The organism is Providencia sp. JUb39, assembly GCF_012272845.1.
GTDB classification, from domain to species: domain Bacteria; phylum Pseudomonadota; class Gammaproteobacteria; order Enterobacterales; family Enterobacteriaceae; genus Providencia; species Providencia lanzhouensis.
Genome location: NZ_JAAWXD020000001.1, coordinates 2,269,867 through 2,286,543 on the forward strand (window position 1 = coordinate 2,269,867; position 16,677 = coordinate 2,286,543).

Here is a 16,677-nt window from a genome sequence, read left to right on the forward strand (position 1 = left end):
GGTTATTCTCTCCCGAACATGGTGTTAAGTGTGTTGCTGAAACCATAATCAATAGGCTCAGGTTTGGCATTACCTTCTAATATCTCGCGCTCTTTCTTAGCCTCTTGATATGTTTTATGGCGTTTATCCATAACCTCACGATACATTGGTGATAATGATTGTTCAGGCTTAAAGCGTGACGGCATTCCGTTATCACCAAGGAAAGGTGTAAATACAGGGATGTTATCGCTGCCGGTTTGTTTTAGCATGATTGCATAACTGTAATCACGAGCAGTCACCGCATCAGGAACTAAAACAAATTCAGCATCGCTAGGCATGCCACCAAACACTTTAGATTTAAGCTGTTTTTGCTCTTCTTGCCATTGACCAATGATCCAGTTACCAGCGCCACTTTCGCTGGTACCGTAAACTGCCTCAGGCGCATAACGCATAACTTCATCTTTACCGTTTATTGATGTGACACCCCATGTTTTCTTAACTTGTGCATCCGTCATTTTTTTAGCTAAATCCGGATCCCCACCAGTACTAGCAAAGTTTGCATCATAAAGCGTTTGGTAATCTCGCATATATTCACGGTTACTAACACTTGGCTTGGTGATATTTGGCGATGAGAAACCACCTAATGCAAAGAAACTATTAATATTACCTTGCGCTGCTTTCTCCCTTTCTTTGCTATATTTCTTATCGCGCATCTGTTCAGCGATAATCGCCTTGGTTCTATCGTTCTGCTCATAAGTTAGGTTGTATGCAATATCTATGGCTTTTTCACTATCCATACCTGAACGCGTTAAATCGTATATTTTTCCATAGTAAGCCATGGCATCAGTAGATAACCCATTAATAGCAGATGGATTATTATCAAATATCTGTCCGTACATTTTAGCCATTGGAATGACTAATTCAGGGTTTCTTGATGTTGAACCAGTCACCAGTTTTGATTTAATTTGCGATGGAATAATTCCAGTACGGCTAGATATTTCAGCTACTGCATTTAAACTATTCTCATCACGAATATTGAATGATGATTCGATATTGTTTGCAAAGTAGTTGTCTGCTGCATCCTGATTGCTTTTATCGTTAGGATCTAGCGGGAAGTTATTCTGTATAGATAACTGCAGACGATTTGCAGAAAACACCTTGTCTTGCGCTTTGATGTTGCTATCAACAAACTTACCGAATTTTTCCCAGCGCTGCATTTTACTTGCGTAATTGCTTTCAGATGGATTTGGCATGATGCCATTTAATAATGAGCGTTGAGCTTGTGGCGTCATATCTTTAGCTGCTGATATCAATCCAGCATATCGCTTAGCTTCTCGCATATCCGCTATCATTGCAGTGCCTTTGTCATAACCAAAAGCAGAAATAATAGTTTTTTCAGATGGCGCATTAGGTGCATCAAGACCGTTTTCCCATGCGGCGTAGGAATCAGAAATAGTAGTTCCAAGTTCAGTTTGTAATTGTTGCTGGCGTTGCTTGTCCATTTGCTCAGCTTGCTTCAAGTATTTTGCCTGGTCTGACTCGTCAAGTGCATCGAAAGCCACTGAACCAGTTAAGCGTTTTGGTGTATTAGGTGAGCTAGGTAAACTTACTAATCCAAGCGCTGATTGAATCCCACTGGAAATATCATCATTAGATAGTTTGCTAACTTCACCTTGTCCATTCTCTTGAATCATTATCGCCATTGATAGGCGTGTTAATGTATCTAAGTCTGTTAGGTCAAGAACAGTATCACGAGGAACATTGAGATAATCAGATACGAATTTAATATAACCTTCAGTATCGTTATCATCCTCAGGTGGAGCCCAGCGAGTAATGATTTGCTCAGGTGTTACATACCCCTGCCTTGCATACGATAATAGGTTTTTTCCTGTAGCCCTAATGCCGTGTGCTGGCGTAGCGAACGTAACGAAAGAACCATCATTACCGGTTTGACCTACCCAAACATCTTTTGATTTTCGAATGTTACCCGGATTGTTATTACGAACGCCGCGCGCCCCACTTCCATTTTTGGCATAAGTTTTCTCTTGCTGATTATGTAAGCTTTCTGCGTATGCCGTTGCATCATCAGGGTTATCAAAAACACCTAAATGATTTCCAGTTTCTTCAAAGAGTGCGATAGCTTCATCATCAGAAAGCAATCGACCATCATCACTGACAGTTGGAATTAATACTTCGCCCTGGTCGGTACCAATTGAAATAGTCCTTACCGTACTAATCGAACCGTCTTTATTTTTAACAGCTGGTCTGTTAAGTAAATTGATGTTACCCTGCTCAATCATTCCTTGCGTTGAGCCAACCGAACCGCCGTAATACGTTGATGAACGACTGATACCACCGTTATCTGACGGCTCTCCGTTCTGCTGCATAAACTGCATATAATCAGAGCCTATCTGATTTTCAATAGCTCTCTTGGCTGTGGCTGTTTTAAATTCTTGTTTCTTGGCTAGAATCTGCTCATCACTCCAACCGTGCGAAAAGCCAAACTCCTCTATTTGTTGGAATACTTGTTTGTTTGCTGATAGGTAAGCATTGTTATCACCATACAAGCTAGCAGCTGACTCCGCATTAACAGATAACGTTGCTTGGAATTGATCTTGTTCGTAAGCTTTAATTTGCCCCATTTCATGCTTATTAGCCTGCGAACTAAACTGCAAGCGCATTTCTTTTGCTTGCTGTGCGAACATGCTTTTAATCGCATCATCCTGCAACGTCCCAGCTATTTCACCAGCGGCATTATCAAATGCTTGCTCAAACTCATAACCTTTACCAATAGCATTCTTACCCTGCATAGCAAGTAATCCATTGCGCGGATCGTTCATCAGTTCATTGGCTTTTTGTCTAAGCTGTAATGACGCATCTTGTGCCAGTGCCACATTAGCCCGCTGCTTAGCTTCTGCGAATAATACTGTGTACTGCTCTGCAGCATGACCAAAGCCCGCTCCGAAATGCTCAGGGCTAGATTGGACACTAAAACCATTATTAGGTAGAGGTGATGAACTAACCTGTTGTTCTTTATACGTTGGTACAATTGGCATGCATCCCCCCTTAGAATACAAAACGGTTAGTGCCGTTTTTCTTTGCAATATCGAATAGGTTGTCACTTGAGCTACTACTAGCTGCTGCACTAGATGTTCCAGAGAATGGGTCCCATGCACCACCAGCTAATTGATATGCACCGTATGCTTTAATTGGTGCAGTTAATAATGTTGTAGCTGCACCAAAGTTACCTTCACGGCGTGACATTTTTGCCTGTAACCTATCGTTAGCTGCTTGCATACGTAGGCCGTACGCTTCACGACTCGCATTATTAACCAGTGTTAAAGCGTCCAACTCCCCCATTGCCGCGGTATCACCAAACATATCAAGCGCACCTGATGAACTTAAATCAAGCCCACTCGCTGACATTGCCGCAGCCTGTGAGCCAGCTAATTGCCGTGTGCGTGAGCGCTGTTTCTCTGCTTCTGCATTACCACGATTGATTGAATCATTCGCTGCTTGTTCGTTTTGTCGTGCATTCTGGTTGGCTACATCAGCGTTAAACTTACCGGATTGATATTGGCTATAAGCTTGCATTCCTGATGAAGCAAGCATTGCAACACCGGCATAAATAGGATCACACATTATTTAGCCCTCATCGTGAATTTGTGGAATGGATAATTAAGCGCACCAATTGGCTTTGCGTCTTCTAACTTAAACCCTAACCAATGCAGCCAGCTCTTAGCAACGTAATTGCGCTCATCAACGTAATTAAGTAGTTCAGGATAGATATGCAGCATTAAACCAACGAATGGCTTACAGCGACGTAGAAAAGCTTTCTGATGCTTCTCTAAAATATCTGAGCCAACCAACCAGGGGATCCCGACGCCACCGATAATGGACGCTGGAGACACACCAAAGATAGCGGCTACTTCACCATTGAAAATAGCTGCCCATGATTTTGTAGATAGCTTGATACCTGAGGCTAAAACCTCCTCAGGTGTTGATAGGTTCATGGCATAGAATTCATCGATATCAGCCTGTCTAACATGCGGTACCAATGCTTTGGCGTGCTCTAATGTTGCAGGTACGATTTGAACAATACTTTTTGCCATATTAGAAGCCCCCCACATCTAAACGAGGTATAACAGCTAAGATAGATAGAGGTAATGGATCTGACTGTCTGACATACACTCGTCCATTTTTGCTCCATTGCGCATCAAGATTAATTTCTACTACGCCAGTAGCATCATCAACCGGGTTATCATAGAACTCGAATTCACGCTGTGGATATTCATATAGTCGGTCTTTTTCGGTACCAGCAAATATCCCTCGACTCGAATTAACAATAAGGCTAGCGGTCTTAACCAGTTTCTTTTTGTCGAGTAGCGTTTCTTGCCCATTGATATGAATATCTAAAGTTTCCATATCACTCACATATGGTAAGCCAATGTGAACCACTACGGCTGGCTCTTCTAATGACACAGCGCCGCCAGATACTTTTTGCTGAGGCAATACATTTGCATCAGCCAGAATGCTGGTGGTTTTACCTTCGATATGCTGTAACCCTTCAAATCTGAAACGTGCAAAGCCCCATTCGCTTAATGGCTTTTCCTGTAGCAATTCAGGCACATCACGATTGGGTGTTACTCGCACCGCATGAGTGTTAATAAACTCAGTAATTTCACAACGTAACGTTTTATTCTCTTCATCTTCAAAGTAAGGTAATTGAATAGCGTTACCAATATCACTATCCTTAAAAATGGCATTGCTGGCTGTTAAGGTAATATCACCTTCGTACGTCCAGTTATCGGCTGTAGTTAGGCGAACAGCGCTAGATTCATCTTTATTTCTGCCGTCATAACTTAGACCAGAATCAACAAAGAAAGCGTCCTCTGTATTAGTAAATAGGCGACTGCTCAAACGCTCGATATAACGCACCGTACCGCCACCAACTTTACGGCACACAATGAAGTAAACCGCATCTTCATTACCTTCACTGACACTGCAGGTTGATTCAAATTGCCCGTCTGTTTCTTGTGGCGCCCAAGCAAAGACTTGCTGTTCTCTTAGGTATGTCAATGAAAGTAATTTTCCGTCGTCACGAATACACCAGGCGATTGAGTAAGGAACAATAGAAAACGCCCAATCAATAATCTGGTGACGTTGAAAGAGGTGATTAGCCATGATGGTAAGGTCAGTGCCTTGGTACCCATCAACGTCGAACGAATACGCGAGGTCACGCACTGCGCTACCTTTTTCTTGGATGTACAGGGCAATATTGGCAACGGCAATAGGCGGAACGTCACTACAACCATTGGCGCCTTGCGAAGAAAAAGAGAAACTACTCGGCGTTAATACTTTGTTCTGATCCCCAGTAATTTGATACTCACCGCCAGACGTTAAGGCCACCAGCGAACCCACATCAATTAAGTGACGAATTTCATTAACTTGGCGTCCTGCATAGGTGTAGATGATACGGTCATCATCTTGTATAGGGTTATTCTTGCCAAAGTCTTTATAGTCCCCACTACGGCTAGCCCAAATGGTTTGAGGATATGCACGAGAGCCAGCAAAAAATAAGCGCTGCTGATAATACATAACAGTGCTTGGGTATCCGTCTACATCATTCCAAACCGAACGCGCCCACTTGTATGTGGCATTGCTTTCGCCAACTGCGTTTGATGGAATGTAAGAAATAACTTTCCCCGTTGCTGTTAAGCCATCAGCGCTGACAGAATTGATTTTAACGATGCCGAAACCACTATGCAGGTATTCCCACTGGATCCCAGTATCACCGCCCCACCCATCCCAACTCATACCTTCTGTATGTGATGGTCTCAATGTTCCGCTTTTACCTGATGTGTTTGCTCTGTAATAATTAGAACCGGCACGGCGCTGATCATTCTTATTGGTTGTTTTATCCGTTTCCCACACAGGAACAGCATCAACTGCCTGCTGCTCTATATAGATTTGCTTACCAACTAACTCAGTGCCAAAAATATTATGAGTTGCAGTTAGTGTCACTTCTCCAGTGCTAGCGCTAACGTAAACCTTTCTATCTTTATCAACATTGATATCTTCAAACGGACCATTGCGAGTTTCAACGGGTACCAGCTTCCAATCATCATGATCATAACGCTGCAATTCCATTGGTGGATAATCAGCATGTACGATGGTCATTACGTCTGCTGACTGCGTGAACTTTAAATTGAACAAGTCTGCTTCTTTGTATGGCGTAGCTAGTTCGAAGATTTCACCTTTATGCTCACCTTCGGCATATAGAACCTGCCCACCATCTTTAATTACGCGCATGTACTTATCACCCATTTCAAGGGCGTACGTTTGCACTGTGCTGAACTGGAACGGGATCAAGCGGCATTTCTTATTAGGGTATTTTGCAGCCGCAATAAACTTAGTACCTGGCCTATTTTCAATGCCGCCATATTGACGCACGATGAAATTAGAGCACTTACGCAAAGCGGTTGAATACTTCGCTAAGTCAATGCGACCATATAAACTGGGAGCTATTTCGCCACCAGAAAAACTCGGTTGAATAATGCTATAGGCCATTACGATAACCTCGCTTCGGTGAATGGGTCCATATAGTCGTTAGGCTCTGATGATTCATCAAGGGAGTGAGCGCCAGCGTTAGCAATCGACATTGTGTACATCTGAAATGCTTCATTGCCAATACCAGTGTTAGAAGCCAATGGGCGTGCCAATTCACCAGCCAAACGCCATGCCAGCGCATCAATGAATAATGAATCAAACATATTCACATCGGTGACTGACGCAGTGTATTGAAGCCACGCTTGCTGTTGGTCGCAGTAAATCAGTTTTCCAGTGCCGTCAGCATCCGAACCCACCAGAAAATTAATCGCATTGTGCGGTTGAGGATATTTCTGGCCAGATTGAATAATAGCTATTGCCTTTAAACAGTCGGTTGGATAGCTATAGGCAAACTTCCAATCTGGCGGCGGGTTATTGGTATTAGCCAAAGCAACACGCTTACTGGCAAAGTTCCATGGAAAATCAGAGAGCGTAGTATCGCGGCAATGATTAAAATGTAGGTTGCATTGCTCCGCTTCTTTGCTCTTTTCGCTAAGGCTGTTAATGAATCGGCTATTACCAATGCGGCTAAGCGCCAAGTTACAGATTTCGATTTCTGAGGCCATTACTCACCCCCATCAAACAAAACATCTGCCGCCGATTTGTTATCACCTGAGCCCAAGGCCAGATCCGTTATCTGCAAATCAACCGACATTGATTTTTTACCTTCACGCTCATTGGTTGATTTTGATTTAACTTTAGCGATACCAGACAACTCAATAGACTCACCAACATCAGGAATGCTTACACCAAGCTTTTCTAATGTCTCATTATCAAGGTATAGCGTTAGTCCATACGGGTATTCATCCCGAGTTTCCTTGACGCCATTCGCATTCTCAAACGTTTCTGTGCTGGTTTTCAGGTTGACCATTTTCATTGTCTGTATCTCCAAAAGAAAAAGGGGCTTTCGCCCCCTTTAACGCGAAAATTAAATCGCTAATTCTTTACGTCTTTCATCTATCGCTGTGCGCATTTTATCTGCGCCCATGTTGTGATGAGGTGCTTTACCAAATAGCTGTGTGTACTGTTCGCGCAAAGCTTCAAGGCTTGAATCAACTGTATCGCCTGAGCCACTAATGGCGGCATTTGTTACAATCTCACCATTATCACCACCAGCACCATCAACCACAGTGCCAGCATCAGATTTAGCATCATCACCACCAATCAACTTTAAGTTGCTGCCAGCAACACCGCTGTATTCAACCTCTTCACCAACTTCAAGCAGACGACCAGCGATAAATGATTTTTTCAAAACTTTATATCGTGACATGTCACACCTTAATTAGTTACAGCGTTGTAGATAGGATGAGCATCAACGTTAAGCACGATACCCGCGGTAAATTTACCTGCAGTTAATGGACCATCTGTGACAACGTAACGTAGGCGCAGATACTTAATAACACCATGCGGAACGGTACCGACAATGCGCTTACCTGCGTTCAGGTCTGCAATTGGCATAGCAAATGACTGGAAGATAGCAACAGGCGTTGTAAACGCTTTATCTGCTGATGTTTCCAGTACGATTTGTACTTTTGCGTCACCTGCAGCCGTTGCCTGCTCAGTAACCTGTGCAAACAGTTGCAGCGGCTCACCGATACCGATATCACGGAAATCACCTTTAACTGGTGTTAAGTCAATGATACTGGTCGCAGTCGCTGATGCGGTTACTGCTTGGTCGAGAGAAAATAAAGTTTCTTTATCTAAAATCATGTTGCGAACTCCCAACAAAATTAAGTTAGCGGTACCTATTCAGGCACCGCACAATAGGCCTGCCTTACTTAGCGACCACCTGATCCTCAGTTGTGAGAATTGCATCGGTACGGCGCACAGGGATTTCATCAAAAGAAACAACCTTCTTCCCTGCAACTTCTTGCATAGAAATATTGACGTTCTTTGAGTTTTTAATCTGGCGGCGCATCCAGCTACGAACCTGCTGATTGCAATAGAAAACAGGTTTACCCATAGACAAATTAGGGATTTTCTCAATCGCCTGAATCAGTAAATCAGGCAAGTCGATAGCGCCTGCAGCTTCTGGGTCTTTGGTTAACTTAGACAGGTCAACGTTAGCTATACGAACCACATAACGCCAATCGCGCATAGTTAGACCATTTTTCCATTGAAAATGAGTGCGGTAACCTTGATACTTGCCACCGTCTTTATCTTCCAATGTAACTTCGCCTAAGTGTTTCTGTTCAAGGCCAGCCTTAGAACCTTTAGGATAGATGCCATGAACGGTATTCTGCCCCCACACTACTAACCAAATAGAGGTTAAATTGCTGCCAGTGCCACCAGCATCAATGATGTTTACACCATTCTTAGCGCTTAAATCATTGAAGCGCGCAGATAAACCAGTGAAGCGCTGTGCATGTACAGTAGTGTCACCATAAAACAATGTTTCAGCCATTTGCTGGTTCATGGATTCAATGAAGGCCTGTGCTTCTGACAATAAAAACTCACTTGTATTACCATTAATATCAGCAAGTTCTTTATCAACTTCTGAGTAAGTTTCCAGCATGCCTGTAGCATCTGTAACTTGTGCAGTAGTTGATTTGCTTGGCGGCACACCATAGTTCAACAAACGCCAAGTTGCAGAAGGTAAACCTGTGCGGACAGTTGTACGATGGCCTGTAGGTAAGTTACCTTCGACAAACACCATATCATCAAGAATTTCGTTAGACTGGTTGAGCAGTTCAACGATCTTCGCTTGCTTACTGTTTGGGTCTTGACGCTTAGCCCAGTCAGCCAATGTTAGAGCTTGAGGCATAATTTTCTCCTATACCTTATTTGCTATCACCAAAAAGAACATCCGCAGCACTGCGAGCGTTTTCACTGCTGCCACTAACAAAACCGTCCTCAGACATGGCCTTGCCAATTCTTGAAAAAATACGGAATAACTCAGGATGATTACCAAGTCCTGAATCATTTAAATATTGCTTAAGCTCTGGCGTACCGAACTGATCCATAGCTTTTTGTGCATTACCGATTGACTCAACAGAACCCAGTTCTTTATCTTCTTTTACCGTTTCTGCCCATTCGGTTACTTGCTTTTGCCATGCGGCCTCTTGCTGCTTGGCAATTTGCGGAATGATTGTAGAGCCGTAGACATCAACAATCTTTTGCGCCTGCTCGTTGCTTAAACCAATTTCACGCGCGATAGGTTCAAACGCTGCTATCGCTTCTTTGTCCAGTTCCTGACCTTCGCCAGCCGTAAACTCATACTTTTCAGGCGCAGCGCTTACAGGCTTCTTGTCATCACCTTTTGGCTCAGGATTGGCCTTATCATCAGTCTTACTAGGCTCTGCACCTGCAGGCGCTGGATTATCTCTACTTGCTGGCGCATCTTGTTTTGCTGGTGCTGGCTCTTGCGCTGGCGCACCGCCACCACCCTCGCCGCCATCAACTGAAACCTCATTACAAAGGCGACGAAACAGTAAGCGTTGAAATAAATTCATTGATTGTTCTCCTGTTCTTTGGCTTCTTCTGCCATGAGTAGATATTGCTCAGCGCAGAACTCCATAACATCACTTAATAGCATCAACCCCTGATTACGAGCGCCTTCGTTAAAAGCGGTAACATACGGGTCATTAGTAAATGAAATATCGAAAACACCACATGAGCTAGTGATCCTCCAAACAAAACGGCGACCAGCTTCTGTGCTCATTATTTGCTTGATATCCTCTATCTCACGCTCTCTTTTGAGTTTTTCTTTAAGCTCTAAATGAGCCTTAATCGCTGCCTTTTCCTCTTCCGAGTAATCATCAAACTGTGTCATTGACCACCACCCGCAAGCGCAGCTAAGGCGCTGTTATCATCCATTGGTGTATTGCCAAGCGCCTGAGCACCAGCGATTGCCTCTTGTGCCATTTGCATTTGTTGCATCTGCTGTTGTTGCTCTGCACGCTGCTGGCGAATGGCTGCCACTTGGTCATTGGATGAAACGATAGTTGGAGAAACACCGATTGATTCAGCGTAGTTATCAATCATTTCGTCGGTGTTCAGCTTGTCGAGTGCCTCTGGTTTCATATTCGCCAAACCACCAACGAAGCCTACAAAGCGCTCAATGCTGCTTGCTCCAATGGATTTTTGCGCTTGAGCCATTACGGAAATGTATTCAACCTTAAGCTGCATGCCCTGCATTTCTTCTGGTGGAACAGGTAAGAGGTTTTTACGCGCCATAATTGCGAACGTACGGTTAATTAACTTATCAAGCAGTTCAGAATCTAAACGCTGTAAGACAGGCCCTAACATGAGTAGCTTTTCTTCACGCATTTCAATTACTGCCTCAACGGGCATTGAACGTGTATTTACAGACTGCATCATCATGAAAAGGTCAGAGAAATAGGCTTCTTTGATTTGATTGCGAGTATCGCCAATATCAGCAATCAAGCCGTTAATGTCGGCTTGTACTTGAAATATCGGCTTAATCATTTGGTCAGCGCCAGCCATTGGAAGATAAGTTATTCCTCCAGGTACAAGTGAAATTCGCTGATTCTTAATTGAGGCAGGCGCTTGCATTGGCGGGTTGGTCACTTTATCAATCTGCTGTGCTTTGCGGCGTTGCAATAGCTGCAATGCTTTAACGCTACCTAACGCAATCATTCCAGGGCACGATGAACCGTATACGTCCTCACCATTCACTTCCCAACGTGGCGCCATAATAGGGAATTCATCAAAGCCAGATTCACGTAGAACACGTTCACTATCTCCACCCATTTCAAAGTAAACGGACTTAAATAGCTTGTTCTTGGCGTCCAACTTGCCGCTGATGCGGTTTAAATTTGGGTAGACCGAATGAATAACAGTAATCCATTGGCTATAGTTGCCAGAATCCCATAGGCTTTTAACCTGCTCACTCACTTTGTCTAGCCCGAACTCCATAACCAGTTGACGCACTGTCATGCTGAATTCACGGAAACAAGTGTCTACGGTTAAGTCGGGGCCATTTGCAATGTAATAACTACCAACTGGAAAAGGCACAGTACGAATAACGCGCTCGTTATCTTCAAGCACAGCTAATGCGCTGGTGGCAAATGTGCCGATATCAGAATAAGTTTGCGGTAGTGACTGATAGATATTTGAACGGTTGAACACTTCGTTCATGCGTTGCTCAACTACTTCAAGCCACATTTTCACAGGGCTGTAGTTCATCATGTCAGGGTCTGGCGTAGCCAAACGGAACCACTTACGGGCAGGGCTAGTAATCCCTGACATCATGCCACTTGATAAAGTACGCTCTGATTTAGCCGCTTCTTGGTCGATGATTTTCGTATTACGTCTATCACCGCGATTAACTTCTGATGTGTTAAAACGAGTGCTACGAGGGCGCGTATACTCTGCAAGCTCTTTCCAGTGCGGCTCAAATGATTGTCGCTCATTCTTAAGCTGTGAGAGTTGTTTTAATAAATCCTGCTTTAAACTCATACCGCCCCCGTTTGGTTACTGACCAAGTAGCGTTTTACCGCTGGTTGATGCTGAACTAGTCGCACCCTGCGCACCGGTTAACAATGTTGACTTACGACCAGCGGCAGCACGGCGGCGGCGTTGTTCTTCATCACGAGAACCCACTACAGCTTCGTCCTGTTCTTGCGGCGCTGCTTGCACTGGTGGCGGGGTTTTAATCTTAGGCGTACCACCAAAAAGACCTCCACACATATATCACCTCATAAGATAAACAATAATATCACTTGGTATTTATTGTATATCTTATTTGACAAATATAAAACCACGAGATACATTTTGGTCACAGGTAGTTAGTCGGATGTTCCTTTGCTCGTTATCAAGTGCCGTTCCCTTGCTTACATTTGCCCTCTTCGTGAGGGCATTTTTTTTGCCTGTTATTTAGGCATATGGATCGTAATCAGCATCACTAACAACGTGACCGCCATGACTAGATGTAGAAATGTTATTACGTTCTTTTTTGGTGACTGGGTAAGCAAACGTTAAGACAAACGCATCACCTTTACCAGGGGAACGTCCGATACGTTTTTTAATCTCTTCCTTTGGTTCTAGTACGATTTTACCGTCAACTCTAACCTTATATTCAGCCACGGATAAATCATCAGCTGTTTCTTGGTCATCAAGCGCACCGCCTATTTTTAACCATGTTTTAGCGCTGCTATACATCTCACCACGCTTATTTAGCATTTGTGGGTCTGTAGACGCGCTACCGAATTGCACAAGCTGCCAATCACGCCCCCATCCCGTGCCGATAGAATAAATCCCTGTGCCGTAGCCATAGTCAATATGAACAGCATCAGCACCAAACTGATCCTCAAAGTCAGCAATGCGCTTAGCCATAACCATATCATCAGTAGTTTTGTTACCCGTCCACAGGCATTTACTGTGTAACCCTTGGCGCATATAAATAACAGCATCATCATCACCGGAGTATGCAGGGTCAACGCCTATGATAATTGGTGCGTGTGATACCTCTGCTTGTGTTACTGTGCGCTTCATTGCTGCATCAGTTAGACCAGTGGGTATAAATTGGGTTTCAGATGTTGATGGGAAGATGCCGCGCACACGAACCTTAACAAAGTCGCTATCCTCGCCCCGGTCTTCAATCCATTTATCAATCTGCTCTTTGTTGGTTCCTTCAACTGTACGGCTATCAATCTGTTTGGTTTTCCAGCGGTGCTTAAACTTACGGAAACACTCACGGAAACGCCCTGTATTACGTGTCGGGTTACCAAATGCTATCCAGATAATTTCTGTGTTCTCATCCGTCAAAGCACCTTCAGCTACTTCCCATACCAGATCCGCAATGTTTGAGGCTTCATCGAAAATTAGAATGATGCGCTTGCCTTGGTTATGCAGCCCTGCGAATGCTTCTGTGTTGTTCTCTGACCACGGCACAGCATCAGCACGCCAAGCATTAGCGTGATTAGGGTCATTGGAATAGATAGCGGTTTTGGTACAGGTAAACCAATCCTTAGTGATAGATAAGCGCTGCCACTTCGCAATTTCTGGCCATGTTTTAGTGCGTAGCTGGTTTTCGGTGTTGGCAGTAACAACTACCTTGCAATCTTCGCAGGTGTCCATTCCCCACTTGATAATCATCGATATGAAAGCAGATTTACCAATACCATGACCTGATGCCCTAGCAAGCTGTAGCGGCTGGTGGCGAGTATCAGGGTTGCGCAGGTGCTCACCTATTTCGTTTAGTGCTTCCGCTTGCCACTGACGAGGCCCACTAGCATTTTCAAGTTCGGTACCAGATTCACCCCATGGAAATGCGTATAGCGCATAGCTTAACGGGTCATGCGTAAACATGCCGATATCGTTAATTAGTTGCTCTTCTGGCGACATAGTTTCAATCATGAATCACCACCAGCGGCACGCTTACGGGCTGCTGCCAACTTATCAGCAAGGGAAATAGTCACATCGACCTGATAGCGCTCACGGAATGCGTTAACGTCAACGTGCTTACCGACAAGCTCTAATATCTTAACTTTGTCGAGTAACTTAACTTTCTTGATTCGAGTGTTGCCGTCAATATCGATGATATCAAACGCTGCAACACTCTTACGCCAAATAGGTGACCATTCGCTGATTGGCTTGATATCACCAGTATTAGTGAGAATATCTGCGATATCGGCATCCAGCATATTAACCAATCGCTCTAACACACTATCGGCGTCTAGCTTCTTGCGCTTATTACGCTGCTGCATAAGCTGTGCTATACGGTCAATGACGCGCTGGTCTTTCATGAGTTGTGATGCACGCTTACAGGCGCTAACTTCGGCATAACCTGCTGCTAGCGCCGCGTTGGTTTGATTGTCAGGAGCTTTGATATATTCCTGACAGAAGCGCTCCATTTGAGCGTTAAGTGGTGTAGGTTTCCGTGCTGGTGGCTTACGTGTTTTCTTTGTGGTCATAATCATCACCTCTACGGTTATTATGACCACTGAAAAGTTAAACTTCAAATCTGATATGGTTTAAATCCATCCTTAACATTGCAAATACTTAAAATTTGATTACACAAACTTCTATATCTATATGGCAAGTTACCAACATCTGAAACAAAATCAATTAACTCTGATTTGGTAGGTTTTGTATCAAAATATAAGCGAAGCCCTTTCAATGTAACTTTATTAAAACCATCTAATAAAAACTTTAAGTCAATGAGCAATCCTATAAGATTGTCATCTATTCTAGATATATCCAACAAATACCTATCAATAACCACAGATGAATGATCCCTAGCTAAAATAAAAACATTGCTACCATCTTCCTTGGTGTAATTAAAGTAAAATTCATCAAGCCCATCAGCTCTTCTGCAAGATGCGACTTTATTATTTTTCACATCATCAAAAAACTGCATTATCTGCTTGAAATAAATATAATTATTCCTAACCTCATCATAGATAAGTATTTTCAATGCCTTTAATTCGTTTTGAGTATGCTTTTCAATTACTGATTTCTCATTTGTTCTTTGAACCCAAAACACAATTAAACTCACGATTATAGCTACGGCCGATGCCAAACTTCCAAAAATAGAGAAACCTTCAACCACAGTCATAACTAATTCCTTAGCTAAATAATTTTTCACTATTCTACTTCTAATTTAATCTCATGCCACCCTCTGGTTACCCAGCACTCTGAATCACCGTCAAGGCAGCAACCAGAAACCGGTAGCTGCTCCCCACACTTACCACAGCAACGCTTTGATAGCTCAGAAATCTCACTCTTCAGCCGTGCATCATCGTTACGAATGAGCATTTGAATGTATTCTGACTCGTCGTACGGTTCGCGCCCTGGTCTACGCAACGCGCAATTACGCTTAATCATTTCGTGCTCTTCGGCTTCCACCTGCCACTGCGGAGTAACAAGGCCAGCATCGCGCTGGCGTTTACGTTGCGCTGCTTTGCGCTCTGCTGGTGATTTAGCCATTGAATAACATCCCCACAGCTAAAGCGAACACGCACCAGAGCGCAACGAATATTAAGTAAGTTTTTAGCATACAAAGCCTCCATTGACTGATTGTTAGCTGTAATGAACACCTAGCTTTTTCATTTCTTCATTTAAATCTTTAATTTGATTTTCCGGTAAGCTTGCTATCATCTTAAGCACGCAAGCAACAGTATCGCCAGTTAACTCAATCAATTGGGTATCAGTCCAGTATTTAACTTTTGCTTTCCACTCTTTTTTTTGTTTATTCATATTTACCTCGCGTGACATGTCACGATTGTTTGTTTAGTAAAACAGCCCTAATTCCCAATTCAGATTGTTCAGACACTCACGGTCAGGCTCAAAGCAATAATCCCATTCCTCCTGGTCTTTATGCTCTCTAACCAGTTGCCATCACCATCCGTCACAATGCTTAACTCGCCTTACCAATCTGATTACGGCGGCATCACAATCAAATATGACACCATAGCCACTACCAAGGCCGCTACGCAAAACATCAAGCTCTACGTTTACCACACGGAAAAGCTTAGGCATTGGCTTAATGCCATTATGGAAATCATCAATTTTGGGGTGCTTTATTGAGATAGTTGCCATGATTACAATCTCATCGGCATGATCATCACAGTAACGCGCTCATCGTGTGGGTTCTTAACTTCACACACCACAGCATCAGTGGCTGACTTCACTCTTATTTCATACGCTGGCATACGTGGATTAACAAACTTGGCTACCTTTTCCAGCTTGGATAAATAGCCAGAGTTTAGGCACAACACAGACGGTAATTTTTCATCTGCTTTTGCGGTAGATTCGATAAGAGGATTAATATTTGGGTAGCGACCATCGATAACACTACACAGTCCAACACCAACAACAAAACCAGACTCTGAGTGAAGTTTTACAATCTCTTCCTCTGTATCGAAAACAGCGTATTCAAATGTCTTGGTAGGCAACTTCCCAACAGACAAAATCACTTGGTCTGTAATTTCATTGTCATGATGACCATAAGCAAGCATATGCCCGTTAGTTCCCACTACCTTCCCATCGGGTAGAAAACAAACACCATTGATGTAGTAACGCACATCACGAACAGCCATACATTCCATGACGGCAAGCAACGTTCCACGATTAACTTTCAGTTTCATAATTAATTACCTTATTCATTTCTAATTTAGTAATTTC

19 protein-coding genes are annotated in these 16,677 nt (G+C 43.4%); all 19 read right to left on the minus strand.

All coding sequences use genetic code 11. The annotated features are described in order from the left end of the window. Positions 1-2 precede the first annotated feature (2 nt). The 19 genes from HFU86_RS10415 to HFU86_RS10505 all read right to left on the minus strand — a co-directional run bounded on the left by HFU86_RS10415 (position 3) and on the right by HFU86_RS10505 (position 16,640). A complete protein-coding gene (locus HFU86_RS10415; protein ID WP_187129208.1) occupies positions 3-3,035 on the minus strand; it encodes a hypothetical protein in 3,033 nt (1,010 codons plus the stop codon). A gap of 10 nt (positions 3,036-3,045) precedes the next feature. Beyond that, complete coding sequence (locus tag HFU86_RS10420; protein WP_187129209.1) at positions 3,046-3,621, minus strand: hypothetical protein; 576 nt, start codon at positions 3,619-3,621, stop codon at positions 3,046-3,048. Next, entirely contained in the window at positions 3,621-4,109 is a 489-nt protein-coding gene (locus HFU86_RS10425; RefSeq protein ID WP_187129210.1) for a hypothetical protein, read from the minus strand. The genes HFU86_RS10420 and HFU86_RS10425 overlap by 1 nt, the downstream gene beginning before the upstream one ends. Next, entirely contained in the window at positions 4,093-6,549 is a 2,457-nt protein-coding gene (locus tag HFU86_RS10430; protein ID WP_187129211.1) for a hypothetical protein, read from the minus strand. Before HFU86_RS10430 ends, HFU86_RS10425 begins: the two co-directional genes overlap by 17 nt. Beyond that, a complete protein-coding gene (locus HFU86_RS10435; protein ID WP_187129212.1) occupies positions 6,549-7,154 on the minus strand; it encodes a hypothetical protein in 606 nt (201 codons plus the stop codon). The genes HFU86_RS10430 and HFU86_RS10435 overlap by 1 nt, the downstream gene beginning before the upstream one ends. After that, positions 7,154-7,465 carry a capsid staple protein gene (gene gp10, locus HFU86_RS10440; protein WP_187129213.1) on the minus strand — a complete coding sequence of 104 codons (312 nt, stop codon included), beginning with the start codon at positions 7,463-7,465 and terminating at the stop codon, positions 7,154-7,156. Before gp10 ends, HFU86_RS10435 begins: the two co-directional genes overlap by 1 nt. Before the next feature lie 51 nt (positions 7,466-7,516). Beyond that, positions 7,517-7,858 (minus strand): hypothetical protein, encoded by a 342-nt coding sequence (locus HFU86_RS10445; protein WP_187129214.1) that lies wholly within the window; start codon positions 7,856-7,858, stop codon positions 7,517-7,519. 8 nt (positions 7,859-7,866) lie between these two features. After that, positions 7,867-8,298 (minus strand): Bbp16 family capsid cement protein, encoded by a 432-nt coding sequence (locus HFU86_RS10450; RefSeq protein ID WP_187129215.1) that lies wholly within the window; start codon positions 8,296-8,298, stop codon positions 7,867-7,869. A 64-nt stretch (positions 8,299-8,362) separates the two neighbouring features. Beyond that, positions 8,363-9,352: a major capsid protein gene (locus HFU86_RS10455; protein ID WP_187129216.1), complete on the minus strand. Its 990-nt coding sequence runs from the start codon at positions 9,350-9,352 to the stop codon at positions 8,363-8,365. Between the two features lie 16 nt (positions 9,353-9,368). Beyond that, complete coding sequence (locus HFU86_RS10460) at positions 9,369-10,040, minus strand: peptidase (RefSeq protein ID WP_187129217.1); 672 nt, start codon at positions 10,038-10,040, stop codon at positions 9,369-9,371. Next, on the minus strand, positions 10,037-10,360 hold the full coding sequence (locus HFU86_RS20125; RefSeq protein WP_187129218.1) for a Bbp19 family protein: 324 nt from the start codon (positions 10,358-10,360) through the stop codon (positions 10,037-10,039). Before HFU86_RS20125 ends, HFU86_RS10460 begins: the two co-directional genes overlap by 4 nt. Continuing rightward, complete coding sequence (locus tag HFU86_RS10470) at positions 10,357-12,009, minus strand: portal protein (protein ID WP_187129219.1); 1,653 nt, start codon at positions 12,007-12,009, stop codon at positions 10,357-10,359. Before HFU86_RS10470 ends, HFU86_RS20125 begins: the two co-directional genes overlap by 4 nt. Before the next feature lie 15 nt (positions 12,010-12,024). Next, a complete protein-coding gene (locus HFU86_RS10475; protein WP_036964062.1) occupies positions 12,025-12,240 on the minus strand; it encodes a hypothetical protein in 216 nt (71 codons plus the stop codon). A 186-nt stretch (positions 12,241-12,426) separates the two neighbouring features. Further along, positions 12,427-13,908: a terminase gene (locus tag HFU86_RS10480; RefSeq protein ID WP_187129220.1), complete on the minus strand. Its 1,482-nt coding sequence runs from the start codon at positions 13,906-13,908 to the stop codon at positions 12,427-12,429. After that, the gene (locus HFU86_RS10485) at positions 13,905-14,471 is read right to left on the minus strand and encodes a terminase small subunit (RefSeq protein ID WP_187129221.1); all 567 of its coding nucleotides are present in this window, start codon (positions 14,469-14,471) and stop codon (positions 13,905-13,907) included. Before HFU86_RS10485 ends, HFU86_RS10480 begins: the two co-directional genes overlap by 4 nt. Before the next feature lie 38 nt (positions 14,472-14,509). Beyond that, positions 14,510-15,139, minus strand: coding sequence for a hypothetical protein (locus HFU86_RS10490; protein WP_187129222.1), 630 nt, complete (start codon positions 15,137-15,139; stop codon positions 14,510-14,512). Continuing rightward, positions 15,139-15,480, minus strand: a complete 342-nt coding sequence (locus HFU86_RS10495; RefSeq protein WP_187129223.1) for a hypothetical protein — start codon at positions 15,478-15,480, stop codon at positions 15,139-15,141. Before HFU86_RS10495 ends, HFU86_RS10490 begins: the two co-directional genes overlap by 1 nt. Positions 15,481-15,573: 93 nt before the next feature. After that, positions 15,574-15,750, minus strand: coding sequence for a hypothetical protein (locus HFU86_RS10500; RefSeq protein ID WP_187129224.1), 177 nt, complete (start codon positions 15,748-15,750; stop codon positions 15,574-15,576). Between the two features lie 344 nt (positions 15,751-16,094). After that, positions 16,095-16,640, minus strand: coding sequence for a hypothetical protein (locus HFU86_RS10505; protein WP_187129225.1), 546 nt, complete (start codon positions 16,638-16,640; stop codon positions 16,095-16,097). Positions 16,641-16,677: the final 37 nt, after the last annotated feature.